Below are 26274 nucleotides of genomic sequence, written 5' to 3' on the forward strand. Positions count from 1 at the left end.
ACTACTCGAATCGAATAGCTTTTACCGGTGTAATTCTTGTAATAATATATGATGGGATCAAAAGCATCAATAAGCAAAGAAGCAACACTCCCGCATTTAAAAGAAGAATAGTCCACAAATCTATACTTACAGGTATGTACTCAATGTAATATTCTTTGGGGTTAGGAAATTTGAATACACGAAACTTATCTTGTATAAAAATAACACCCAGACCAATAAGATTACCCCAGAACAACCCAACTGCAATAAGGTAGGCTGCATTATATAAAAACACCTTTCTAATACTCCAATTGTTACTGCCCAACGCTTTTAGAATTCCGATCATTGGCGTACGCTCTAATATTAAAACCAATAATGCGGTAATCATATTTATACCACCAACAATGATCATGATGCCAATGATCAGGGCAATATTAAAATCGAACAAGCCTATCCATTCAAATATTTTATAGTACTTGTCTTTTATGGTTTTGGTATCTAAACTGGCTACTGTTTCGCCATAGATTTCATTCGCTTTTTGATCAATATCATCAAAACTATTTAGAAAGATTTCAAAATTACCCACTTCATTATCTTTCCATTTATTCATGCGCTGTATATGGCGTATGTCCGTGAAAATATAGAGTCCGTCAATTTCTTCAAATCCGCTATCGTAAATTCCGGTAATGGTAAACTTTCTTTGGTTAGGTATTTTATCGGCTGCATCATCCCGCAAGAAAAAGGTAAAGAAAGAATCTCCCACATTTAAGTTCAACCGATTTGCCATTATTCTCGAAATAAGCACATCAGAATTCAACTCCCCGGAATAATCAGGTAAAACACCATCAATTAAAAATTCATCGAAAGGCTCCCAATTATATTCTTTGCCGACACCTTTAGCAATAACACCTTCAAAGGTTTCTTCGGTACGGATAATACCAGCCTTAGTTGCCACAGCTTGTATATGCACAATACCATCTACCATATTGAAGTCCGGATAAAACTCTTGCTCCGTGCTCACCGGCACGACAGAAACTTCAGAATTATTATTGTCGTAATTATAGATTTGAACGTGACCGTTGAAAGCAGTTACTTTTTCACGTATTTTCTCTTTTAAACCGCCTCCTGTAGCAATGGCGACCAACATCATGATAACCCCTATTGCAATTGCTGCAATGGCTATTTTTATTATTGGTGCAGATATGCTAATTTTATGCTCCTTACCCTTTATAAGCCGTTTGGCGATAAAATATTCTAGATTCAAATGATGTTATTTTTATCCAATTTCAAAAGTACAGTTTTATTATGGTTTTTGGTATTGGCTACCTGCGGAAACGAAACCAAAGAGCAAGCCATTACCACATCGGCAACCGATGAACACCTAATAGCACAAGAAGCAAAAGAAATTGTAGTCGCTGCTAATCGTACAGAGGTATATATTCCGCTTTTTAAAGGAAAAAAAATAGCTGTTGTAGCTAACCAGACCAGTGTTATTTTCAAACCAGAAGGACATACACATTTGGTAGATAGTCTTCTTTCTTTAAATGTAGATATTAAACACGTATTTGCCCCAGAACACGGATTTAGAGGAAATTTTGATGCAGGTGAACATGTAAACAATAGTAAGGACATTAAAACAGGACTAGATTTAATATCATTACATGGTAAAAACAGAAAACCAAGTCAAGAGCAATTAGAAGGTTTAGATTTAGTTGTATTTGATATACAAGATGTAGGCGTTCGTTTTTATACCTATATATCTACCATGCAATTGGTGATGGAAGCTTGTGCGGAAAAAGGAATTCCTATTTTAGTTTTGGACCGCCCTAACCCGAATGGACATTATGTAGACGGACCAACCATGGAAGCTGCAAATACCTCTTTTCTTGGGAAGACTGAAATTCCGTTAGTGTACGGAATGACCATTGGTGAATATGCAAACATGATTAATGAAGAGAATTGGTTAGAAGGTGATAAGAAAGCGGACTTAACTGTGATACCTTTAGAAAACTGGACACATGAAAGTTTCTATAGTTTACCAATTAGACCTTCTCCTAATTTACCAAATGACACTTCTATTACGCTATACCCTAGTTTAGGAATGTTTGAAGGCACTAATATTAATGCCGGTCGTGGAACGGAGTTTCAGTTTCAACGCTACGGAGCTTCATTTTTAAACGCAAAGGTATATGACTTCACTTATACTCCTGAGCCCAATTTCGGCTCAAAATACCCAAAGGAAGAAGGAAAATTATGCTACGGTAAAGACTTATCTAAAGCTGAGCGTATGAACGAGGTTACTATGGATTATATTATTGACGCCTATACCAATTGCGTAGATAAAAGTAAATTCTTTCTAACTAGCGGATTCACCAAACACGCAGGTAACGATAGACTTCAAAAACAAATTGAAGCCGGTGCAACCAATGCCGAAATAAAAGCGACTTGGCAAGATGACATTGAAAAGTTTAAAAAGATAAGAGCAAAGTATCTACTTTACTAAAGGCTGTTCATTTACAATTTCTGTAAGGTCACTACCATCGGTTGTTGGTTTTCTATACCCAACAAAAGGATATTTCAATAATGAACTAATTTGTCCGTTTGCAACCTCATCTGGGAAAGTGTCCACACCATAAACGATTTTCTCTCTATCTAAATGCATGTAGGTGCCGAATAAACGATCCCACCAAGAAAATATGTTTCCGTAATTACTATCTGTATATGGCAATACATAGTGATGGTGCACTTTATGCATATCTGGTGAAATCAGCACCCAACTTAAAGCTTTGTCTACACTCTTTGGCAATTTAATGTTGGCATGATTAAATTGAGACAATACTACCGAAAGACTTTGGTACAACATAATTATACCTACAGGAGCACCAACTACAAAAACACCCACCAAAGTAAAAATGTAACGAATTAAACTCTCTAAAGGATGGTGTCTATTCGCAGTAGTCGTATCTACATTATGATCCGTATGGTGTACCAAATGAACCATCCACAAAGGTTTTACACGATGCTCTACCAGATGGGCCAAATAAGCTCCTATTAAATCTAATAAAGCAACACCTAAAAATACATACGCCCACAAAGGCATTTCTGGTAACCAATTAATAATTCCGAAATCATTGGCAACTGCCCAATCAGAAGTCTTTAATAATAAAAATGCTAATGGAAAATTAATAACTATAGTAGTAAGTGTAAAAAAGAAATTAGGAACCGAGTGTTTCCATTTATTATAGCTGCCATTAAATAAGGGTACAATACCTTCTAGTATCCAAAAAAAAGTTATCCCACCAACCAAAATAAGTGATCTGTGCGCTGCAGGGATTGATTCGAAATATTCTATAAGTTGTTCCATGATATTGATATGTAGTTTAAGTTACGAATTTGCGACACAGAACTTCAATACAAAATTAAAGTATCAACAATTAAATATGTAAATTCTGACAAATTCGCAAACAAACATTCAATATAATAAACTTTTAGTGAATTTTAAGCTGTAAAATTTGATTTTAAGAAATAATAAGTCAATTACGCATAAGCATAATAGATTACAAAAGGGTAAATTTTATTGAATCCATCACCCTCCAAGTATCTTGTATTTTATATACTTTTTTCAAAACAATCAGAAACTTCTTGTCCTTACTTGAACATTCTAAGATTATACTTCCTCTTTCAATAGGCATATTATTATCAGGGTTACTCTTAAAACTTACTTTTTCTAAAATGATATCATTCCACAAAACTCCGAACGAGCGACCTTTCTCACTTACTTTTCTTAAGTTTTCAATAGCTTTATTTTCAAAGTTTAAGATTATAGCATCTACAGACGGAACATTTTCATTAGGTTGAGTTTCTTTAACTATAGGAATAAGATATTCAACTTCGTCTTTTGTAGGTAATACTTTTAGATATCCTTTCTCACTCTGCTCTTTCAATGCATTAAACACCGTATTTACAACCTCAATATTTCGAAAATCTTCTTGTGCAATAGATGTATAGGTCAACAAAAAGCTAATCATAGATAAAGAAAAATTAAAAACACGTTTCATTAGAATAGTTTTGGTTAAATAGTCTATCTGAGTTGTATAGAAAAAATTATAGTAGCTACTCCAACTCAAAAACAACATTTCTCTCTGTATTCGTCTTATACATAGTCTTAGGACCAATTTCTATGTTTGCTGTTGAACTATAATTTTTATTGTTCAGGTTCAGCATATAGTCGAGTTGATGTTCGATCATCTTTTCAAAAGGAAGTAGAAAGTCTGTAGTATCGCATTGCTCTACCCCACCCATATTCAATAGATTTAAGACTGTATATACCGACTCGATAGTACTGAGACAAAGTGCTTCGGGTTGCTGCTTGATAATAAATTTAGATGCTATGCTATTATCAAAACTTACTCTATTCAATTTTTGCAAATTCGTACTTAGCTTGAGCATTTTACGGGCGCAAGGCCAGGTACCATCAAGAATGAAGAAGTAAGCATCATTACCCATAAAAGATTTCATTTCAGAACCATTTCTTTGAGAAAGGTTAAAACTTCTTTTACCTGGGTAGAGTAAGAAACAGTTATTCTCAGCCGTCAATATTTCATTTACACGCTCATTATTACTAAAATCAACACCAACTATAATCTCTGAATTTTCAAGCTGAAGATTCGTCATGCACCCAGTTCCATTCTTTTCTTTCTTATACTCTTTTGGATGCATGAGTATAATAAAACGTGTTTTAGTCTTAATAGTACTAATGTGTTTACAAATACAGGTACTTGAAGGTCGCATGCACTTGTAACATTGTACTCTTGTTTTTTTTGGTAGCACTGGCAAGTTTCTTATATTATTTTAACTGCTATGATTAAAAGAGATTACCCCTAATTATTGTAGTAGTTATCAGCTGGGGTATTATTTTCGAGCCAAAAACTCTTTTGCAGTTAGAACAGGAATATTAGAATTTTTAAAGTCTTTTTTATTACGTGTGATAATAATATCTATTTGATTTTCAATAGCAGAGTAGTATTGTAGTCCGTCTTCAAAATCAGGAAATTTTTCATCACTCAAAGCCAGTTCAGTTATTTTATCATCTAAACTTAAAACCTCAACAAGCACCTTAAATTTCCTTAAAATTTGTCTCGCATCTTTTGGAGATTTCAGTTTAGACAGAATGTAATTGGTATTTGCAAAAGTTAATGATGATATAGCAAGTTCTAGTTCTTTTTTATCAGCACGAGAAAATAATTCGGCTGCTTCATCATAGAATTTTTCTCTTCTTGAAAGCAGGTCAATAACGATATTGGTATCAATTAGCAATCTGTTCATTTGTATTTATCAATCAAATAGTCAGAATACGCATCTTTAACATCGAAATCTTTATCTAGAGAAATTACACCACTTAAACTTTCTACAAGAGGTGTTATCTCTATAGATTTATCCTTTTGTTTAGTAAGTGTCATTAAATATGATTCTATAAGTTTAGACAAACTAATATTATTCGATTTAGCATAAAACTTCGCACTTTCGATAATTGTTTTATCTAAACTTAATGTCAATTTCTTATCCATAAGTTTCAAATTACGTACAAATTTAATAATTTTTTACGTAAAGACAGTTTTGTTATAGTTTTTTCTTGTGCCTAACTATCAATTACAATAAATATTTACTTGCTGTATAACCTTAAACCATAAGCAGTTTACTTTATCAACTTCTTCATTTCCTCCACTATATTATAAGCAGCTGGGCAAATAGCTACGTTTTTAAGGGTAAGGTTACTTATTTGCTGAAACTTCTTTCTATCGGTATGCGGAAACTCGCGACAAGCTTTTGGGCGAACGTCATATATAGAACAGTAATTATCGGCTCCTAAAAAAGTACAGGGCGTTTGTTGCAAAACATAATCGTTCTCTTCATCAATACGTAAATAAGTTTCAATGAATTTCTGTGGTTTCATTCTAAACGACTTAGATATACGTTCCACATCTGCATTGGTAAATAATGGTCCTGTGGTTTTGCAACAATTGGCACAGGTTAAACAATCTGTACGTTCAAATTCGGCCTCATGAAGTTCTTGCATGATATAGTCCAGATTCTTTGGCGGCTTCTTCCGTAGCTTGACAAAGAACTTTTTATTCTCGTTATATTTTTCTTTTGCCTTTTGCGGCAGTTCACGTAAAACCTCTTTCATGTTCGAAATTAATTCTCCAAAACTAGCGAAGTAGCACCAAAAATTGAGACTTTTGCAACTAGAAATATAAGAATTTTGAACAAGGACATTTTAGGAACGGCACTTTTAGATTATCAGAACGGTAACTATACCGAAGATATTACCACATATTCATCTCTGCTTGAAGATGATGTTTTACCGTTACCTTATATGTTCAGGGGTTTTAAAGAAATGCCAGAGCTAGAGCAAAAGGCTTTACAATTATGCACAGGCAAAGTGCTAGATGTTGGTTGTGGTGCCGGTAGCCATGGGCTGTATTTACAAGAAAAAGGTTTTCAGGTTATAGGACTAGATGCATCTAAAGGCGCAATTGAAGTCAGTAAATTACGCGGACTAAAAAACACTGCACAGTCCGAACTCCTAAAATACGAAGGAGAACAATTTGATACCATTCTAATCTTAATGAACGGTGTAGGATTGGCAGGCACGCTAGACGGATTGGAACCTTTCTTTACTAAATTAAAATCGCTCTTAAAAGACGGCGGACAAATTCTACTAGATTCCAGCGACATTATTTACATGTTCGAAGATGATGAAGATGGTGGCTACTGGATTCCCGATAACGTTAATTACTACGGCGAAGTAAGCTTTACCATGGCGTATAAAAAGGAAAAAAGTGAATCTTTCCCATGGTTATATATAGACTACAACACCCTACAAAGAGCGGCAAATTATAGTAATTTAACATGTGAACTTGTAATGGAAGGAGAACATTACGACTATTTAGCAAGATTGACGCATATGAAGTAATAGCGACCCTTTTTTTTCGTTATCCTATTTGTACAAAACGATTTTATGAATAAGTTCAAAAGTTTACTGCTCATTTTTATTGTAGCATTTGCCGTTTCATGCTCTAAAAATTCTTCTGATGAAGATAGCTCAGAAGCCAAAGTTGACAAGGCGGCTAATTTATTGGCAACAGGAGATTCCGCAAAAGATATTCTTTCTAACGACACCTATGACAAACTTTTAATTGAAATAGCGTACGTTACCGGTTTTAAACCAACTGAAGCTGCTATGGCAGATTTCACTGCATATTTAAAAGAACATACATTCAAAGAAGATATAGAATTGATGTATAAAGAATTATCCAGTCCGTCAGAAGACGAACTTACCTTACAGGAAATTGCAGATTTAGAAACCTCTAATAGAACTGCCTTTAATACCGGAAGCACATTGGCTATCTATATTTACTTTGCAGATGCACCGGCAGAAGGTGATGATTTAGAAGGCGGTTTGGTAACCTTAGGTGCTGTTTACCGCAATACTTCTATGATTATACATGAAGCTACGGTAAGAGATTTAGCAAATTTAAGTTCTTCTATTAGCGAAGCAGATGTAGAAACCACAACCTTAAACCATGAATTCGGTCACCTATTCGGCTTAGTGAATTTAGGTAGCGATATGGTAAATGATCACGAGTCTGAATCTGAAAATGAAGACGGACAATTAGTACCTGACAACCATTGCAACCAAGCTGTTTGCCTAATGCGGGCAGAATTACAATTTGGTGGATCATCAGGTAAATCTTTACAATCAAGTACTCTTGCGCAATATGAAGACGGTGTAAAATCTGGTTGTAGGTTATCTGGCACAACCGTTTTAAACCTATTACAACAGCATACCGCTAAATCTACGAATACGGTACCATTAGATGCAGAATGTTTATTGGATATTCAAGCTAACGGAGGACGTTAATTCGGTATAGAATATTTTAAGGAATATTTAAATACTTATGCGTTTGCAATGACACTTTCCATTTCGGGTTGTTCATTACATAATCAACGATCATTGGCACTACCTTATCCCTAACACTCCATTCTGGCTGCAGGTATAAAATGCAATACTCATTGGTTTTCGCTGCTTGCTCTTCGGCAAAAATTAAATCATGCTTATTATACACAATAACTTTAAGTTCATGAGCTTCGTCATAAATACGACCTTCAGGTAATTTGTTTTTCTTTGGCGATAGACAGATCCAATCCCATTCGCCAGAAAGCGTGTAGGCACCAGAAGTTTCTATATGGGTTTTCAGTCCTTTTTCTTTTAAAGCTTTTGTGATTGGGCTCATATCCCACATTAAAGGCTCACCGCCAGTAATAACAATAGTATCAGAATACTTTGCTGCATTATCAACAATTTGTTCGATGGCCGTAGGCGGATGCGTTTCTGCATTCCAGCTTTCTTTTACATCGCACCAATGGCAACCAACATCACACCCACCAACACGAATAAAGTAAGCTGCAGTTCCTTTATGAAAGCCTTCACCCTGTATAGTGTAAAATTCTTCCATTAATGGTAAATACACCCCTTTATTCACTTTTTCAAGTACCTCCTCATTTTTCATTCGGCAAAGATACGTTTTAGTTGACAAATTCTATTAGAAGCGCACATCTGTAAATTCTGTACTCAGGCACGTACTGTTCGCACATTAAATGTTAAAAAGTCGTGATATTTAAGGCTGCACATGTCTTTAGGTTTGGTTAAAAATCCACTATTTTTATCGAAAATATATAAAATGGCCGGTACCGAAGATTTTTTTGACCATATAGAAAAAGGATATTCCACAAAAGGAGACTACATAAATATGGGTGCAGCAATGCTTAACGGCGAAGCTGTTAAAGATGCTTTTGTAAAAATTCCGTTGAAAACATTAAATAGACACGGGCTTATTGCAGGTGCTACAGGAACCGGTAAAACAAAGACGCTACAGGTATTGGCAGAAAATTTATCTGATAAGGGTATTCCTGTAATGCTAATGGATTTAAAAGGGGATTTAAGTGGATTGGCACAACCTAGTCCCGGTCACGCAAAAATTGATGAACGCCATGCTAAAATAGGCTTCCCTTTTGAAGCAAGTAGTTTCCCCGTAGAAATACTTTCGTTATCAGAGCAAGACGGAGTAAAATTGAGAGCCACGGTTTCTGAATTCGGCCCTGTTTTATTATCACGTATTCTTGATCTTTCTGACACGCAATCCGGTATTGTCTCTGTAGTATTCAAATACTGCGATGACCAAAAAATGCCATTGCTAGATTTAAAAGATTTCAAAAAAGTACTGCAATACGCTACCGGAGCTGGGAAAGCGGATTTCACCAAAGAATATGGTAGAATCTCAACAAGCTCTACCGGTGCCATACTTAGAAAAATTATTGAGTTGGAACAGCAAGGTGCCGAACTGTTCTTTGGAGAAAAATCTTTTGATGTAAATGACCTAACCCGTATTAACGAAGAAGGCAAAGGGTATATCAATATTTTAAGATTGACCGATATTCAAGACAGACCAAAGTTGTTCTCGACATTTATGTTGAGTCTTTTGGCAGAAATATACGATACCTTCCCAGAACAGGGAGATAGCGACAAACCAGAATTGATTCTTTTTATAGATGAGGCGCATCTTATTTTCAAAGAAGCTTCAAAAGCATTGTTGGATCAAATAGAAAGTATTGTTAAACTGATACGTTCAAAAGGTATTGGTTTGTATTTTGTAACCCAAAACCCAACGGATGTACCAAACGATGTATTATCCCAGTTAGGTTTAAAAGTACAACATGCGTTAAGGGCATTTACCGCTAGAGATAGAAAAGCGATCAAATTGACCGCAGAAAACTATCCGGAGTCAACGTATTATGACACCAAAGAAGTACTTACATCTTTAGGTATTGGTGAAGCTTTAATTTCTGCCCTAGATGAAAAAGGTAGACCAACACCACTTGCCGCTACCTTGTTGAGAGCACCAATGAGCCGTATGGATGTGTTGACCAAAAAAGAATTGGCAGAAGTTATCGATAGTTCTTCATTGGTTAAAAAATATGGTGAGATCATCGATAGAGAAAGTGCTTATGAAATCTTGAACGAAAAGATTGAAAAGGCAGAAAAGTTAGCGGAAAAAGAAAAGAATAAACCGGCTGCTAGAAAAACATCAAGTAGAACTAGTACAAGGCAAAATCCGGTAATAAAAGTATTAACGAGTGCTACTTTTATTAGAGGCGTACTTGGAGTGTTGAAAAAAGTGATGAGATAAGATATGAGATTAAAATATACCCTTTTATTGATTTTATGTTGCGCACTTCTTATAAATTGTGCGGGTGAAACAAATACGGATTTTGTAATTTCTGGTGATAAGGTGGGCAAATTATCCAAAGAAAGTTTAGCCCGAGATGTAGAATTGATTTTTGAAAAAGATTCTGTGGTTCAAGATACCGTAAAACTTAAAATTGGCAGTGGAGCCAGTAAAATTAGAATCTTTGAAAGAGGTGCCGGCGCTTTACTATTAACCCTTACACCTAACAACGATAGTATTGCAACCATACAGAATATATTGATCAATGACGAAAGATTTAAGACGGACAAGGGTATTTCAAAACTGAGCACATTTAAGGAGATAAGAGAAAACTATCCAATTAAAAAAATCATTACATCCATTAACAACGTAGTGGTGTTACTAAAGGACAGCGACCTCTATTTTACCATAGACAAAAAAGAATTGCCAGAAAGTCTAAGGTATAATGCCAATAGCAATATTGAAGAAGTTCAAATACCAGATGCAGCAAAAGTGAAATACATGATGGTAGGTTGGGATTGATTTCTCATTAACATTTCAGGTGAATCATCTGAAGAATATTTTCTTTTACATTTTAAATTTTAGCAAGTGCCTGTATTTCTTCAAAAACTCATCCCTAAGTTAATTGGGTACTATCTTAATTTTCTTGTATGGTTTTTGCCAAAGAAAGCTGCAAAAAAAGCTTTTCTAGTATTTATAAAGGTTAGAAAAGGTCGTGTACTACCTAACCAAAAGACGTTTTTGGATAATGCCAAATTTGAGGTGTTATCAATGGATAAAAATGATATTCAAATATACAACTGGCCCGGAAAAAAAGATACCGTATTACTTGTACATGGCTGGGAAAGCAATACCTGGCGTTGGCATAAACTCATAGAAAAATTACAAAATGCAGATTATAATATTATAGCATTTGATGCCCCTGCACACGGGTATTCCTCAGGTGGCAACCTTCATGTACCGTTATATGCCGATACCGTGCAACAAGTATTAACCAAATACAGACCAACAACGGTTATTGGGCATTCCATGGGTGGCATGACCGTTTTATACAATGAGTCTTTACATCCAAACAAAACCATTGAAAAAATAGTTAGCATTGGTTCTCCCTCAGAATTTCATGAGATACTAGCACATTACAAAAACCTGTTAGGCTTCAACGATAAGGTTTTAAAAGCATTAAAAGACTTAGTGTACAACAAATTCCAATTTACGGTAGAAGAATTTTCAAGCTCCAAATTTGTTGAAAATAACACTAAAAAAGGCTTGCTCTTTCATGACAAGTTAGATATGATCGCTCCGTATCACGCCTCCGTAGATGTTCAAAAACATTGGAAAGGAAGTGAATTGGTAAGTACGGAAGGCTTAGGGCATTCTATGCACCAAGATGGGGTAAACGAAAAGATTGTTTCTTTCTTAGAAGGATAATTTCTGATTGTATATAGCACACCCAAAAGTCACTTTTTATTTAATTTTAAAATAAAAATGGCAAAGTCAAACAACATACCTCAAATAAAAAATGAGGAACAGTACGAAGCATTAGTAGACAAAGGTTACAGTAAAGAAAAAGCTGCACGTATTGCAAATACTAAGGAAGCAGGAAAGAAAGGTGGTAAAGCTTCCACTTATGAAGAAAGAACTAAAAAAGAGCTTTATGACCAAGCGAAAGAAATTGGTATTGACGGACGTTCCAAAATGAGCAAAAAAGAGTTAATTTCAGCCTTAAGAAATAACTGATTATGCAAAACGTAACACCTTTCCACATTGCCATTCCCGTTCATAACTTAGCGGAATGCAGAACTTTTTATAGAGATATCTTGAATTGCGAAGAAGGTCGTAGTAGCGACCACTGGGTTGATTTCAACTTATTCGGACATCAATTAGTGATCCATTACAAACCTAAATCTGAATCAGAAAGTGTACACCACAACCCCGTTGATGGTCATGACGTTCCCGTACCACATTACGGAGTAGTTTTACCTTGGGATACTTTTCAAAGTTTTTCAGAAGAATTAAAATCCAAAGGCGTGAAATTTGTCATTGAGCCTTATGTTCGTTTTGCAGGTAAAGTTGGCGAACAAGCTACCATGTTTTTCTATGACCCGGCAGGTAATGCTTTAGAATTCAAAGCTTTTAAAGATATGGGGCAGTTGTTTGCGAAGTAATGTACCAGTTTAATTTGCGTTTTTTAATCGTTTATTAAACCAAGAAAGAACTAATTGATCTAGCTCATTTCTTTTGTTCGAGAAAAAATGATCAGTTATAACTTCTTGATATTCATAATCATATTTCAATTCTGATAATTTTTCTACAAGTTTAGTTGTGGTACTTTGATTTGCTCGTTTATCATTCTTACCAGAAATAATCAAAAGACTACTTTGTTTACTTAGTTTTTCTGGCCAATATATGACTGAACGTTTTTTTAATTCCATCTCTTTATTTCTCCAATAATCTGGAATACATTCAGCCAAAACAGCTGTTTCCATTTTAGGTCGATCCATAATTAATTGGAACAAGTCGGTAACCCCATTACCAACAATTGCAGTTTTAATTTTGTCAGATTTTTTTAAGCTTAAGTAAGTCATTATACCACCTCTTGACCACCCGAACATACCAATACAATTTGGGTCGGCTTTTTCAATTTCTTTTACGGTTTCTGTCAAATTCAATACATCATTTAATTCTTTGCCACCAAATTCATCATTTTCTCGATAATTACTTCCAATAATAACATACCCTTGTTCTGCCAATTTTGAAGCATAATTAATTATAGTTGATAAGTTTAGCGGAGCAAAATCTCTATTTCCACCACGATTAAAAATTACAACAGGATAAACCCCTTCTTTTTTAGGTTCCACTAAAATACCTTTTACTAACAGAGAGTCACTTTGATAAGTGATAGAGAAGAAATCCAATTTTTCTAAATGAATATAATCAGGTTTCAAAATATTATTTTCAGAAACGCTATTCCAAACTGGAGTATCAGTAATGTCAATAACTTTTTTAGAAATCAATTTTCCTTTTTGAGCAAATCCAAAACTTAAAAAGAAGAAGAAAAATATTAAAAATAAAACTCTATTCATAAATGAGGCGCTGTTAAAAGGTTGAGCAATAGGCAATTTCTATTGCGTTATCCTATGCTTCAAATCTATTTTCTCTTTTCAGATTCTTGTTATTTTACTCTTCATTCGCCAATTTTAGACTTTTGACAATATTGTAATTCCAAAATCCTTTTTTTATTCCGATAATCACCTTTCTTGTATGAGTAGCACTTTTTGATCGTGAAGTATGTAGAGTGAAATTTTTACTCATTCCATTTATTTCAACCGTTATTTTTGGTTTAAGTCCACTTGAACTGCGTTTTCCACTTGTCCCATGCTCCAATGATAAATTAGTTATATAATATTCTTTAGTGACTATAGGTTCCGAAGAAAGAAAATTATTACTCTTCATAAATAAAAAAGTTACCAATAATCCTATAGATAAATTATGAAAAATAGACCATGCTAGTCCTAATTTAGGACTATAGAATTTAAAAAAAAATGATACTTGTCCCTATCGCGGAGACTAAAACAATTCCTATAATTAAATTAATCGGAATCCAGTTTCTTTCTAAACTGTTATATACAATCCAGCCGCTAAATAAACCAATAATTGCAATATTTTGGTAGTTTATATTTCCAACACTCCTAACTTTAAATAGGCGTAAAAAATCAACGGCTTTATCAAAGGAATTCAACACAAAAGGATATTTAATTATTGCATTAAAGGTTTATATATTAACAAAATGGAACGTATTTACGATTGATTTACACTTAGAACACAGGATAAAGATTATCCTACTGCGACCAAGAAGTCGGTACTCTATCCCAACGATGCTTCTTTAATTCTTCATATAGTTCTGAAGGCAAGCCGTTTCCGTCACTCGTTGCTGTATTCGCCAATACATTACGTTTTTTACGCATACCAGGTATGGTAGTACTTACATTATCGTTCATCAAAATAAAACGAAGTGCCATTTCTGCCATCGTCATACCTTCAGGTATTAACGGTCGTAAAGCATCTGCATGTTCTACCGAAGAAATTAAATTTTCCGGCACAAAATAGGTACCTCGCCAATCGCCTTCCGGAAAAGTAGTTTCTTTTGTTATATTCCCTGTCAATGTTCCTTCATCAAAAGGAACACGAGCTATGGTTGCAATATCTAGCTCTTTACAGAGCGGAAACAAGTTATCTATTGGTGCTTGATCGAATATGTTGTAAATGACTTGTACAGCATCTAGCAATCCTGTTTTTAGAGCTTTTATTCCATTTTCTGGCTCCCAACGGTTCATACTAATACCCATTGCAGCTACTTTACCTGAAGTCTTTAAATCTTCAATAGCGCGTTGCCATTCTTCTCTTTCGCTCCAAACATCATCCCAAGTGTGAAATTGCATGAGGTCTATTTGCTCCAGCCCTAGATTCTTTAAAGTCTTATGGGTGTATTCCATAATATGTTCTGTAGGATAAGAATCCTCAAAAGCATATTCAGGTTTTGCTGGCCACTGAAAGTTCTTTGGTGGAATTTTACTTGCCGTATACAACTTTTTAGAAGGATGTCTTTTTACCAACTCCCCAAGCAACTCCTCACTATGACCTTCTCCGTAACCCCAAGCGGTATCAAAAAAATTAACTCCGTTTTCGACTGCCAAGTCTAATGATTTTGCAGATTGGGCATCGTCACTTGCCGTCCAACCAGCCATTCCCCACATTCCGTATCCAACTTCACTTACTTGCCAATCTGTACGACCGAATCTTCTGTATTTCATTAAATCTTTATACTATAATTATTATACATATTTTAAAAATCAACAAGCATCATTGCATACTAAGATTCTTCTCGATACTAATTTTTCGTGCCTCAAAAAAAATATACTCGAAGTGATATTGATATTTTTAAAACCATTACTCCTACTTATACCTCCAACTGGTTAAATCTACCCCTTTGGGTGCACTTTTTTCTATTCGCTCCATAATCTTTGGCACATACATCGTATTATATCTTAAGCGAGTAATAGCGTTTGGTTGATCTGGATCTCCGTTCCAACAATGTTCGTCTCTATCTCCATATTTCACCTCTCCCTCATAATATGGATCTGTAGTACTCTCCAAGAAGTCTTCCATTAGGTAAACAGCATTATTAAGATAGTAGTTATCCATATCTCCACAATAGATATGAATTTTACCTTTTAAATTATCACCTAACTTATCCCAGTCGCGTTCTAGAATATGTCTTAAATCGAAATTCTCTTTCCAGTATTCAGCCACCTCGTGGTCAATATCACCTGTCCTTTTATCCCAAATTCTCTCTGGGTAGCCATCTTCCCCTTGTGGCGAATAAGTAGCCTCCCAAATATCCCATTGTTGTCCTGATCTAGACTTATCTCCCAATACCAATTCCAAATGATTTCCTTGTTTTAAGGTAGATTGAATTTGACCTAGGTAATTACGATGCGATGGCACCTCTAATGTTTTATGTGCACTCTTATAGAAGTAGGCATTTTCATCTTCATAGATATTCGTTAAGGTATATGCTCTAAAATCTATGGGATCTGGGCATGCCGCAAAGCAACCGTTATACTCATCTGGGTATTTTACTTGTACTGCCAAAGCTTCCCAACCACCAGTTGAACCACCATAAAGAAAACGAGACCAACCCTCGCCCATTCCTCTGAACTGTTTTTCTATTTCAGGAATCAATTCATAGGTAATGGCATCGCCATATGGACCTTGACTTGCAGAATTCACCGCATAAGAATCATCATAATATGGGGTTGGGTGTTGAATTTGTAACACTATAAATCTTGGAAAATCTGGCTCGTTCCAACGTTTATAAAAATCGTAAGCTTCTTGCTGATGAATTATATTGTAACCTTCTAAGCTAAAGCGTTCTGAATATTCTGGTTTCATATTAGGGTCTGGAGGCGTAGTTCTGAATCCGCCAAAATCTGAAGGAAAATGACCGTGAAAAACCATCAGCGGATACTTAGCTTCCGGATGTTCTTCAAATCCTTTTGGCAGCAATACATGCGCTCCTAAGAAAATATCACGTCCCCAAAACTCAGAAAGCTTTTCTGACTTCACTTTTACGTGCTTAATCCACTTAGTATCTTCTGGCTCTTCAATTGGTGCAATCACCTGATCTAAATCCACCGACACATTTTCAAATCCGTTACCGGCAACTCTAATTTTAAATGGTTTACTATATAAATTGCCAGGTGATTTATTCCATTGCTGTCCCTCGCCATTATCCATAGGTAGCTTTACCGTATGACCGGTAGACAAATTAAAAGTTTCATAAACATTCAAAAGTGCCTGTACATTATACTCGCCCGGTGGAACATCTTTTAAGCTTTCGTACGGATAACCAAAAACCGTTTCATCAAAAGTTATGACTGAATCCTTAGCCCAGTTCTCCACATTAACTCCGAATATCAGTTGCGTATTGAGTCCGTCATTAATCTGAAACCGAGGTTCATTACTATCATCTGTAGAAAGCATAAGCAGCAAACGACCATCTTTAGCCAAGGAATCTACCTCAGCTGAATAACTAACCTTTATTGAAAATTTATGCTCTAATTTAGGAGGTTCCGTACATCCTATTACAAAAGCAACGACCACTAGTATCAAAAGAATTTTTCTCATAAGGATAATTGTTTCACAAAAGGTACAGCATTCTCAATTGACATCAAATACCAAGACTAATATTTCACCGTTTTATATACATGTAATAATTATTTGACAGGATAAATCCTTTATTATGAAAAAATTACTTTATACTTTACTCATAGGAATTTCAATAACCGTACTAGCAAGCTGCGATTATGATGACAGTAATGACATCGATATCTTAATACCAAATGACACTACCGAAACCGGAATAACTATAAAGAAATTACCGGCATAAAAAAAGCCCTGCAATACTATTGCAAGGCTCATTTATAAATTTCTATAGAAATTAGTTTCTACTTCTATGTCTCTCACGAGCCAGCAATGTATTTTTCAATAGCATTGCAATGGTCATAGGACCAACCCCACCAGGAACGGGAGTAATGTATGATGCTTTTTTACTTACGTTTTCAAAATCAACATCACCAGTAATGTAGTATCCTTTTTCTTTAGTTTCGTCTGGTACTCTAGTAATACCCACATCAATTACAACGGCATCATCTTTTACCATTTCCGCCTTTAAAAATTTAGGAACACCCAATGCTGAAATTACAATATCTGCCTGTGAGATAATCTGTGTAATGTTTTTTGTATGACTATGGGTAAGGGTTACGGTAGAGTTACCTGGCCATCCTTTTCTACCCATTAAAATACTCATTGGTCTACCAACAATATGGCTACGACCAATAACTACGGTATGTTTACCTTTTGTATCTACTTTGTAACGTTCCAATAATTCAAGAATACCGAACGGAGTAGCAGGTATGAACGTACTCATATCCAAAGCCATTTTACCGAAGTTCGTAGGGTGGAATCCGTCTACATCCTTATCTGGATCTACGGCCATAATTACCTTTTGGGTATCTATCTGCTCAGGTAAGGGTAATTGAACAATAAAACCATCGATATCATCATCAACGTTCAATTCTTTGATCTTGTTCAATAATTCTTGCTCAGAGGTAGTACTTGGCATTTGAATTAAGGTAGATTCAAAACCAATACGCTCGCAAGAACGCACTTTACTACCTACGTAGGTTAAACTAGCCCCATCGCTACCAACGATAATTGCTGCTAAATGCGGTACTTTTTCACCTCGTTCTTTCATCTTGGCCACCTCCGCCTTGATTTCCTCTTTAATTTCGTTGGATACTTTTTTACCATCCAATAATTCCATGCCAGCTTCCTTTAAGTTATGTTGTTCGGTTGTGTATTTCGGTATTTATTTCATTCCTTTCATAGCGCCCATCATCTGCATCATCTTCTTACCGCCACCGCCTTGCATCATTTTCATCATCTTGCTCATTTGATCAAACTGCTTTAAAAGCTGATTGATTTCTTGGACCTGCCTTCCAGACCCTTTTGCAATACGTTTTTTTCTACTTGCGTTTAATTTAGAAGGCGTAGAACGCTCATCTGGAGTCATTGAATATATTATAGCTTCTATATGCTTAAAGGCATCATCATCAATATCCAAACCTTTTAAGGCCTTTCCTGCACCAGGAATCATCCCCATAAGGTCTTTCATATTACCCATCTTCTTGATTTGCTGAATTTGGCTCAGAAAATCATCGAATCCGAATTTATTCTTGGCAATCTTCTTTTGGATTTTTCTAGCCTCCTCTTCATCAAACTGTTCTTGAGCCCTTTCTACAAGTGATATCACATCACCCATACCCAAGATACGGTCTGCCATACGTGATGGATAGAAAACATCAATAGCTTCCATCTTCTCACCGGTACCAATGAATTTTATCGGCTTATCTACTACAGATTTAATGGAAATAGCGGCACCACCACGGGTATCACCATCTAACTTGGTTAAGATAACACCATCAAAATTCAAGATATCGTTGAAGGCTTTTGCCGTGTTCACAGCATCTTGACCGGTCATAGAATCAACAACGAACAAGGTCTCTTGAGGTTGTATAGCTTTATGAATATTTGATATTTCATTCATCATAGCCTCATCAACCGCCAAACGACCAGCGGTATCTATAATGACCACGTTATGTCCATTAGCCTTTGCATGAGCTATACCTGCTTTTGAAATGGCTACCGGATCGGTATTTTCCCTATCTGAAAATACCTCAACACCAATTTGTTCACCTACTACATGTAACTGATCAATTGCCGCAGGGCGATATACATCACAAGCGACCAATAAGGGCTTCTTTGTTTTTTTAGTTTTAAGAAAGTTCGCAAGTTTACCAGAAAAAGTGGTCTTACCCGAACCCTGTAAACCAGACATTAAAATAACCGATGGATTACCGGACAGATTAATACCTTCTGACTCACCACCCATTAATTGGGTAAGCTCATCTTTTACGATTTTGACCATTAACTGACCAGGTTGTAAGGTGGTCAATACATCTTGCCCCAACGCCTTTTCTTTTACCCTATTGGTAAATTCTTTGGCTATTTTAAAGTTAACATCCGCATCCAATAAGGCTCGGCGTACTTCTTTGGTAGTCTCTGCAACATTAATTTCTGTAATCTGACCATGTCCTTTTAGTACATGTAAAGCCTTGTCTAGCTTATCGCTTAAATTATCGAACATTCTTTTCTTTTTTAAGGGGCTACAAATTTAATAATATCAATGCTAATTCCGTAGCAAGTACCACAAAATAACAAAACAAAAGAGCATCGATTTAAAAAAAAGATGCTCTATTGCTGCTTGTGGGGCAAAAAAGGTGATTTCATATTCGGTATTACCGATTGTACTCTTACCTGTTTCGTTGAAAACAAGTTCACCTAAATTTTTGCATGCTTAATTTACGCTTTTTGTTCGAGAAAATTAAATATGGAAAATTTAATTGGTCTTTAGTTGAACTACATACGCTCAGGTACCTCTACACCCAATAATTTGAATGCATCTTGTATTACCTCAGCAACCTTCTTAGACAATTGTACACGTAAAATTTTCTTCTCATCGTCTACTTCACCTAAAATAGATACCTGCTGATAAAACGAATTAAACTCTTTAACCAAGTCATACGTATAATTGGCAATCAAAGCCGGACTATAATTATCTGCAGCTAATTGTATGGTATCTGGGAATAGTTGAAGTTGTTTGATTAACTCCTTTTCTTTGCTATGAAGTTCCGTAACATTGGCATCTTTAGAAATATTGATACCCATACTTTCTGCCTTTCTTAATATAGACTGAATACGTGCGTAAGTATATTGAATAAAGGGACCAGTGTTCCCTTGAAAATCTACCGACTCTTCTGGGTCGAACAAAATTCGTTTTTTAGGATCTACTTTTAATATGTAATATTTTAAAGCTCCTAGACCGATCATTTTATAAAGCGATTGCTTTTCTTCTTCATTATAATCGTCAAGCTTACCTAACTCCTCTGAAATATTTGCAGCAGTTTGCGTCATATCCACCATAAGATCATCGGCGTCTACCACGGTACCTTCCCTACTTTTCATTTTTCCACTAGGCAAATCGACCATACCATAACTAAGGTGGTGTAATTTATTCGACCAAGAGAATCCTAGTTTTTGTAGAATTAAGAACAATACTTTAAAGTGATAATCTTGCTCGTTACCAACAGTATACACCATACCATTTACAACTGGGTGGTCTTTTACACGTTGTATAGCAGTGCCAATATCTTGGGTCATATAAACCGCTGTACCATCTGAACGAAGCACAATTTTCTCATCTAATCCGTCTTCGGTCAAGTCGATCCAGACACTACCATCGTCCTTTTTAAAGAAAACTCCTTTTTTTAATCCCTCTGCAACAACATCTTTACCTAAAAGATAGGTATCACTTTCATAGTATAGGTTATCAAAATCAACACCTAAATTCTTATAGGTAACCTCAAAACCTTTGTATACCCATCCGTTCATGGTTTTCCAAAGTGCTACGGTCTCTTCATCACCAGACTCCCATTTTAAAAGCATTTCTTGGGCTTCCAATAAAAGTGGCGCTTCTTTTTCTGCAATTTTCTGATCGATACCTTCAGCTACTAATGCTGCTATTTGTTCTTTATATGCTTTATCAAAAGCAACGTAATAATTACCAACTAGCTTGTCGCCTTTTAGCCCCGTAGATTCTGGTGTTTCTCCGTTTCCAAATTTCTGCCAAGCTACCATACTCTTGCAAATATGAATTCCCCGATCATTAATAATCTGGGTCTTGTACACTTTTTTACCCGATGCCTTTAAAATTTCAGCAACGGAATATCCTAATAAGTTATTACGAATATGACCTAAGTGTAATGGCTTATTGGTATTAGGAGAAGAATACTCTACCATTACGGCATCTTTAGACTCTTTTACAAATCCGAAATTCTCCACTGAAGAAATTGAATTGAAAAAATCTAAATAGAAACCATCGTTGATAACGATATTTAAAAAGCCTTTAATAACATTAAAGCCTGCTACGGCATCTACGTGCTGTTCTAAATACCCACCAATTTGTTCACCAATTTGAACTGGATTGCCCTTGACCACGCGCAACATGGGGAAAACCACAATAGTGATATCCCCTTCAAAATCTTTACGTGTAGGTTGAAATTCTACATTCGGCAATTCTTTGTCAAAAATAGATTTTACCGCTTCTTTTACTTTATCTGATAGTACCACTTGAATATTCACCAAAACGTTTAATTAAGGCTGCAAAACTAATCATTTTTTAGGCTTTTAAGGTAAACAGATGCTGTATTCATTTGGCTTTTCGCTAACTTTAATGAAATCAACGTAATTGAATTCATATGCTTGTAAATGTATCTTACAACAATAAAGAGGCTAATCGAAAAATAGATGATGCGGTAGGTAAGCCGTTTACCTTAAAGCAACGTTGGGCGATGGGCGGTATTGGCTCTCCAAAATTGATCATTACAGAAACAAGTGTTGAGATAAGAAACCTGCTAATTTTAGACAACAATAGAGATACCTGTAATATTGAAATGAGACCCAAGGGAATTATAGTTGGGTTTAGATCCTTATTGGAATCTTACGCATTGATCATACCTTATTACAAACTAACGATGTATAAAGGCGAAGCATCTGTTTATTCGATCTACCGAGACAATTATTTTATTAAAGTGGAATCTGACACAAAGGCCGTACAGAAGTTCTTTAAAAAAATATTAAGTTACAAAGCGGACAACTCACCAACGTCAATTGAAGATTTATAATATGTTCGCAGATTTACCCAAAATAGATATAAAACTGACCAAAAATCAGCAAAGACAAATTGCTATCGGGTGGATCATGATACTAATGAATTTTATAATTATTGGTGTTTTTTATACTGATTTGCCAGATAACATTCCCGCACATTTTAATTATAAAGGAGACGTTGATGGTTATGGGAATAAAAATTCAATTTGGACTTTGCCAATTATTATGGCATTGACTTACGCCCTTTTGGCTTATATCATAAAAAATGTTAAGCCATGGAATATGAATTACCCTGTTAAGGTAACGAAGCATAATGCTACAGGAGTTTATAAAATGTCATTGCAAATGCTGATATACATGAATTTGCTAATATCACTTATAGCCGCGCCAACAATTGTAGAAACTATTTTACTAGCTCATAAAATAGACTTAGGTTTTAAAATATCAAGTCTATCCATAATAATCGTAGCTGTTGCAACCCTGCTACCCCTCTATTACATTTTTAAAATGTTCAAAATACCCAAATAATGAAAATACTACTTACAGGAGCCAATGGTTATATAGGGATGCGCATTTTACCGCAACTATTAGAAATGGGGCATGAAATAGTTTGTGCGGTACGTGATGAAACCAGACTTTCTGTAGATAAAGAAACTAGGCAACAAATAAAAGTCATTGAAATTGACTTTTTAGAAGAACCCAAAGAAAATATAGTTCCACAAGATATAGATGCCGCTTATTTTCTAATTCACTCCATGAGTTCATCAACACAAGATTTTGACGAAATGGAGGCTAAAACTGCCGAAAACTTCAATAAGTATGTTGCTGAAACTCAAATTCAACAAGTAATATATTTAAGCGGAATCGTAAATGATAATAATCTTTCTAAACATCTACAATCTAGAAAAAACGTAGAAGACATTTTATATCAAGGTAACTTCAAGTTAACAGTACTAAGAGCAGGTATTATTGTAGGGTCGGGAAGTTCCTCTTTTGAAATCATACGCGATTTATGTGAAAAACTTCCGGTTATGATTACCCCTAAATGGGTATTGACAAAAACGCAACCTATTGCCATACGTGATGTCATTGCATTTCTAACAGGAGTTCTGGGAAATGAAAAAACATATAACGACTCCTTCGACATTGCCGGACCCAATGTACTCACCTATAAAGAAATGTTACATAAATATGCTGAAGTCAGAGGCTTTAAAAACTGGATTTGGACCGTACCCGTTATGACTCCAAAACTATCTTCATACTGGTTATATTTTGTAACCTCAACGTCATATAAGCTTGCATTGAACCTAGTGGACAGCATGAAAATCGAAGTCGTAGCAAAAGACACTCGCTTGCAAGAAATACTTGGTATTACTCCACATACCTATAAAGAAGCCATTGATCTAGCTTTTAAAAAAATAGAGCAGAACTTAGTCATTAGTAGTTGGAAAGACAGTATGATCAGCGGTCGCATCGTCGATAATTTAGAAAAGCACATACAAGTACCAAAATATGGCATTCTAAAGGATTACAAGCAGCAAAAAATATCTAACCCAGAGGTAGTATTGAAACGTATTTGGAGTATTGGTGGCGAAACGGGATGGTACTATGGTAATTGGCTATGGAAAATTAGAGGTTTTATAGACAAGCTTTCTGGCGGTGTGGGTCTACGTCGAGGAAGAACCCATGCCCATAAAATATTTGCAGGTGATTCATTAGATTTTTGGCGGGTGTTATTAGCAGATAAAAAAGCAAAACGACTATTACTATTTGCTGAAATGAAATTACCCGGTGAAGCTTGGTTAGAGTTTAAAATAGATGAGAACAATGTGCTACACCAAACCGCAACTTTTAGACCAAGAGGGCTAAGAGGACGTTTATATTGGTATAGCATCGTACCGTTTCACTATTTCATTTTTGGCGGTATGATCAAGAATATTGCCAATCAAAAAAATGCTAAGTAATACAACACCCTTACATTAAACCTACTTCGATAATTTCAAAGGCAGCTCTGTTAAACGCTGCCCCGTCAAACGCCTTACTGCATTAGCAATGGCGGCACCAATAGGTCCTAACGGTGGCTCACCTACAGCACCGGGAGTATCTTTACCTTGCAATAAAACCACATCAATTTCTTTAGGGGCGTTCTTCATCAAAGCCATTTGATATGGTCCATAGATAGTCGGAGTTAATTCCCCATCTTCTACAAACATTTGCTCGTAAAGCACAGCACTCATCCCCATTATTACACAACCTTCGCATTGGGCACGTATCTGATCAGGATTTACCGCTAAACCAGGATCCATAGCCACGGTTACCTTATGCACTTTAATTTCGTTATCAACAATAGAAACCTCGGCTACTTGAGCACAAGGTGTATTTGCATCTATGGAAGCGGCAAACCCCATTGCACGACCATTAGCAACTTCTTCGTTATAATTTGCCTTTTCAGCTGCAGCCATAATCACATTTTTTAAACGGTTATCTATCGGCTCTTCACCTATTTGATGTAATCTAAAGTCTACCGCATTTTTATTGGCCTTTAGCGCCATTTCATCTATAAAACTTTCCATGGCAAATGTGTTGGCTAACAAGCCCAAACTACGCCACCAACTGGTTGCAAATGGCAACACCACATGCCAATACACCGTTTTAAAATTAGGAATAGCCGTATACTGAATGAATCCACCACGAATAGCACCAACATCGGCACCTAAAAAGTTAGTTAGTGCATTAGGTATCAAGGCAGAATCCGTAGCCACATCGCCACTTACAAATTCATGTTCAAGCGTATCTAAATATCCTTCACTATTCAATTTACCTTTAATAATATGGTGTGTTGGCGGGCGAAACATATCATGCTGAAATTCTTCTTTTCTACTAAAAAAGTATTTTACCGGTTTACCTACAGCTTTAGACATTACAGCAGCTTGTACAGCATGAGGTGTATGTAACCTTCTACCAAATCCGCCACCTAAATAAGTAGGTACGATATTTACCTTGTCGGTATCTAAGCCCAAGCGATTTGCAACCTCTTTTCTAGTAATGCTTACAACTTGTGTTGAAATTTTAATGGTAGCACTGTCACTTTCAACAAAAGCAACAACACCATTAGGTTCAATTTGGGCATGTGCTCCAATAGGGCTTCTAAATTCTAGTGTTTCAAATTCATCATCTTCATCAAAAGCATCACCGTTTTTCTGTATTGTAGTAGAGTTACCGTTACCTACCGTCATCATTTTAGTGATAGCAGCAGTATCTAAATTTTCATAACTTTCCCAAGTTACATTAATGGCATCTTTAGCGTGCTCGGCCTCTATCATAGAATTTGCAACTACACCTACAAAATCATCTTCAACAATTATCTTCACCACCCCAGGCATATTTTCTGCAGCAGAAGTATCTGCGCTTACAAAAGTAGACCCAATTTTAGATGGTCTAACCACTGCGCCATAAAGCATATCGGGCATTTCTGCATCCATACCAAAAATTGGATCTCCGAATACTTTCGCATCCAAATCTACCCTAGCAATAGGTTTGCCTATATATTCATAGTCTTTCGCATTTTTTAACGAAGGAACATCTGGCACTTCCCAATTTTCAACTCCTTTAGCTGCCTGCGCATAAGTCAGTGTTCTTCCGTTACCGGATATGACACCGTCTTCAACATTAAGTTCATCAATACCCACATTCATTTTACGGGCAGCCTCTTTAATAAGCATAACCCTCAGCATTGCAGCAAGTTCTCTTAAGGGTTTCCATAGTCCAGAAATCGAAGTACTACCACCTGTAGCAAAACTATCAACATTACCGGTAGATGAAGCAGCATGAACAACTTTTATCTGGCTCATAGAAACAGAAAGTTCATCAGCAGCCATTTGGGCTATTCCTGTAAATGTTCCTTGCCCCATTTCCATTTTAGGAGAATGCAGTAGTATCTCATTGTTATTGGTCACTTCGAACCACACCATAGGTTTATCAGTATTATCGGTATATGGCGCTTCGAGAGAGTTTGCAAATCCTAATAACTCTCTACGGATGGGATTTCTAAAAATATATGCACCAACTGCAACCACACCGATAGTACCTAATCCACCTTTTACTAGAAACCTACGTCTAGATACTTTCTTTGAACCTTTTTCTTTATCAGCCATGG

Annotated in this window: 28 protein-coding genes; 12 read left to right on the top strand and 16 right to left on the bottom strand. The window is 35.9% G+C overall.

What is annotated here, in order from left to right; all coding sequences use genetic code 11:
* Nucleotide 1 precedes the first annotated feature (1 nt).
* Entirely contained in the window at nt 2-1243 is a 1242-nt protein-coding gene (locus SJY30_RS09915) for an ABC transporter permease (RefSeq protein ID WP_396632061.1), read from the bottom strand.
* Between the two features lie 3 nt (nt 1244-1246).
* On the opposite strand from SJY30_RS09915, the gene SJY30_RS09920 reads away from it, so the two are divergent.
* Nucleotides 1247-2482 carry an exo-beta-N-acetylmuramidase NamZ domain-containing protein gene (locus SJY30_RS09920; protein WP_396635322.1) on the top strand — a complete coding sequence of 412 codons (1236 nt, stop codon included), beginning with the start codon at nt 1247-1249 and terminating at the stop codon, nt 2480-2482.
* Here the strand turns inward: SJY30_RS09920 and SJY30_RS09925 are convergent.
* The 6 genes from SJY30_RS09925 to SJY30_RS09950 all read right to left on the bottom strand — a co-directional run bounded on the left by SJY30_RS09925 (nt 2471) and on the right by SJY30_RS09950 (nt 6166).
* Entirely contained in the window at nt 2471-3343 is an 873-nt protein-coding gene (locus SJY30_RS09925; protein ID WP_396632062.1) for a sterol desaturase family protein, read from the bottom strand. The two genes, SJY30_RS09920 and SJY30_RS09925, sit on opposite strands and share 12 nt — an antisense overlap.
* Before the next feature lie 193 nt (nt 3344-3536).
* On the bottom strand, nt 3537-4037 hold the full coding sequence (locus tag SJY30_RS09930; protein ID WP_396632063.1) for a hypothetical protein: 501 nt from the start codon (nt 4035-4037) through the stop codon (nt 3537-3539).
* A 55-nt stretch (nt 4038-4092) separates the two neighbouring features.
* Nucleotides 4093-4809: a tRNA-uridine aminocarboxypropyltransferase gene (locus tag SJY30_RS09935; RefSeq protein ID WP_396632064.1), complete on the bottom strand. Its 717-nt coding sequence runs from the start codon at nt 4807-4809 to the stop codon at nt 4093-4095.
* Nucleotides 4810-4890: 81 nt separating this feature from the next.
* Entirely contained in the window at nt 4891-5304 is a 414-nt protein-coding gene (locus tag SJY30_RS09940) for a PIN domain-containing protein (protein WP_036152237.1), read from the bottom strand.
* Entirely contained in the window at nt 5301-5546 is a 246-nt protein-coding gene (locus SJY30_RS09945; protein ID WP_396632065.1) for a DUF6364 family protein, read from the bottom strand. Before SJY30_RS09945 ends, SJY30_RS09940 begins: the two co-directional genes overlap by 4 nt.
* Nucleotides 5547-5674: 128 nt before the next feature.
* Nucleotides 5675-6166, bottom strand: a complete 492-nt coding sequence (locus tag SJY30_RS09950) for a YkgJ family cysteine cluster protein (RefSeq protein WP_396632066.1) — start codon at nt 6164-6166, stop codon at nt 5675-5677.
* Between the two features lie 75 nt (nt 6167-6241).
* Here SJY30_RS09950 and SJY30_RS09955 point away from each other — a divergent pair, with 75 nt between their 5' ends.
* Nucleotides 6242-6955, top strand: coding sequence for a class I SAM-dependent methyltransferase (locus tag SJY30_RS09955; protein WP_396632067.1), 714 nt, complete (start codon nt 6242-6244; stop codon nt 6953-6955).
* 45 nt (nt 6956-7000) lie between these two features.
* Nucleotides 7001-7903, top strand: a complete 903-nt coding sequence (locus SJY30_RS09960) for a hypothetical protein (RefSeq protein WP_396632068.1) — start codon at nt 7001-7003, stop codon at nt 7901-7903.
* 16 nt (nt 7904-7919) lie between these two features.
* On the opposite strand, the gene SJY30_RS09965 is transcribed toward SJY30_RS09960, so the two are convergent.
* Entirely contained in the window at nt 7920-8552 is a 633-nt protein-coding gene (locus tag SJY30_RS09965) for a 7-carboxy-7-deazaguanine synthase QueE (protein ID WP_396632069.1), read from the bottom strand.
* A 171-nt stretch (nt 8553-8723) separates the two neighbouring features.
* On the opposite strand from SJY30_RS09965, the gene SJY30_RS09970 reads away from it, so the two are divergent.
* The 5 genes from SJY30_RS09970 to SJY30_RS09990 all read left to right on the top strand — a co-directional run bounded on the left by SJY30_RS09970 (nt 8724) and on the right by SJY30_RS09990 (nt 12433).
* A complete protein-coding gene (locus tag SJY30_RS09970; protein WP_396632070.1) occupies nt 8724-10229 on the top strand; it encodes a helicase HerA-like domain-containing protein in 1506 nt (501 codons plus the stop codon).
* 3 nt (nt 10230-10232) lie between these two features.
* Nucleotides 10233-10790 (top strand): hypothetical protein, encoded by a 558-nt coding sequence (locus tag SJY30_RS09975; protein ID WP_396632071.1) that lies wholly within the window; start codon nt 10233-10235, stop codon nt 10788-10790.
* Nucleotides 10791-10856: 66 nt separating this feature from the next.
* Nucleotides 10857-11696 carry an alpha/beta fold hydrolase gene (locus SJY30_RS09980; RefSeq protein WP_396632072.1) on the top strand — a complete coding sequence of 280 codons (840 nt, stop codon included), beginning with the start codon at nt 10857-10859 and terminating at the stop codon, nt 11694-11696.
* A gap of 57 nt (nt 11697-11753) precedes the next feature.
* A complete protein-coding gene (locus SJY30_RS09985) occupies nt 11754-12005 on the top strand; it encodes a Rho termination factor N-terminal domain-containing protein (protein WP_396632073.1) in 252 nt (83 codons plus the stop codon).
* A gap of 2 nt (nt 12006-12007) precedes the next feature.
* Nucleotides 12008-12433 (top strand): VOC family protein, encoded by a 426-nt coding sequence (locus SJY30_RS09990; protein ID WP_396632074.1) that lies wholly within the window; start codon nt 12008-12010, stop codon nt 12431-12433.
* Nucleotides 12434-12442: 9 nt separating this feature from the next.
* Here the strand turns inward: SJY30_RS09990 and SJY30_RS09995 are convergent, their stop codons facing one another.
* The 4 genes from SJY30_RS09995 to SJY30_RS10010 form a co-directional block, all read right to left on the bottom strand.
* Nucleotides 12443-13351 (bottom strand): alpha/beta hydrolase family protein, encoded by a 909-nt coding sequence (locus SJY30_RS09995; RefSeq protein ID WP_396632075.1) that lies wholly within the window; start codon nt 13349-13351, stop codon nt 12443-12445.
* 94 nt (nt 13352-13445) lie between these two features.
* A complete protein-coding gene (locus SJY30_RS10000) occupies nt 13446-13721 on the bottom strand; it encodes a hypothetical protein (RefSeq protein WP_396632076.1) in 276 nt (91 codons plus the stop codon).
* 386 nt (nt 13722-14107) lie between these two features.
* Complete coding sequence (locus tag SJY30_RS10005) at nt 14108-15079, bottom strand: aldo/keto reductase (protein ID WP_396632077.1); 972 nt, start codon at nt 15077-15079, stop codon at nt 14108-14110.
* Between the two features lie 142 nt (nt 15080-15221).
* Nucleotides 15222-16955, bottom strand: a complete 1734-nt coding sequence (locus tag SJY30_RS10010; protein WP_396632078.1) for an alpha/beta hydrolase-fold protein — start codon at nt 16953-16955, stop codon at nt 15222-15224.
* Between the two features lie 115 nt (nt 16956-17070).
* Here SJY30_RS10010 and SJY30_RS10015 point away from each other — a divergent pair, with 115 nt between their 5' ends.
* Nucleotides 17071-17217, top strand: a complete 147-nt coding sequence (locus SJY30_RS10015) for a hypothetical protein (protein WP_396632079.1) — start codon at nt 17071-17073, stop codon at nt 17215-17217.
* A gap of 51 nt (nt 17218-17268) precedes the next feature.
* On the opposite strand, the gene SJY30_RS10020 is transcribed toward SJY30_RS10015, so the two are convergent.
* From SJY30_RS10020 to argS, 3 genes are all read right to left on the bottom strand, one after another.
* On the bottom strand, nt 17269-18153 hold the full coding sequence (locus tag SJY30_RS10020) for a bifunctional 5,10-methylenetetrahydrofolate dehydrogenase/5,10-methenyltetrahydrofolate cyclohydrolase (protein ID WP_036152216.1): 885 nt from the start codon (nt 18151-18153) through the stop codon (nt 17269-17271).
* Nucleotides 18154-18198: 45 nt separating this feature from the next.
* Nucleotides 18199-19536, bottom strand: a complete 1338-nt coding sequence (gene ffh / locus SJY30_RS10025) for a signal recognition particle protein (RefSeq protein ID WP_396632080.1) — start codon at nt 19534-19536, stop codon at nt 18199-18201.
* 272 nt (nt 19537-19808) lie between these two features.
* Nucleotides 19809-21590, bottom strand: coding sequence for an arginine--tRNA ligase (gene argS, locus SJY30_RS10030; protein ID WP_396632081.1), 1782 nt, complete (start codon nt 21588-21590; stop codon nt 19809-19811).
* A gap of 116 nt (nt 21591-21706) precedes the next feature.
* On the opposite strand from argS, the gene SJY30_RS10035 reads away from it, so the two are divergent.
* The 3 genes from SJY30_RS10035 to SJY30_RS10045 are packed head-to-tail and all read left to right on the top strand — an operon-like array spanning nt 21707 to nt 24082.
* Nucleotides 21707-22132 carry a hypothetical protein gene (locus SJY30_RS10035; RefSeq protein ID WP_396632082.1) on the top strand — a complete coding sequence of 142 codons (426 nt, stop codon included), beginning with the start codon at nt 21707-21709 and terminating at the stop codon, nt 22130-22132.
* A gap of 1 nt (nt 22133) precedes the next feature.
* Entirely contained in the window at nt 22134-22646 is a 513-nt protein-coding gene (locus tag SJY30_RS10040) for a DUF1648 domain-containing protein (protein WP_396632083.1), read from the top strand.
* A complete protein-coding gene (locus SJY30_RS10045) occupies nt 22646-24082 on the top strand; it encodes an SDR family oxidoreductase (RefSeq protein WP_396632084.1) in 1437 nt (478 codons plus the stop codon). The genes SJY30_RS10040 and SJY30_RS10045 overlap by 1 nt, the downstream gene beginning before the upstream one ends.
* Before the next feature lie 21 nt (nt 24083-24103).
* Here SJY30_RS10045 and SJY30_RS10050 read toward each other — a convergent pair whose 3' ends face one another.
* Nucleotides 24104-26272, bottom strand: coding sequence for a molybdopterin cofactor-binding domain-containing protein (locus SJY30_RS10050; RefSeq protein WP_396632085.1), 2169 nt, complete (start codon nt 26270-26272; stop codon nt 24104-24106).
* Nucleotides 26273-26274 lie beyond the last annotated feature (2 nt).

The organism is Maribacter sp. R86514, assembly GCF_044597005.1.
Classification (GTDB): Bacteria; Bacteroidota; Bacteroidia; order Flavobacteriales; family Flavobacteriaceae; genus Maribacter.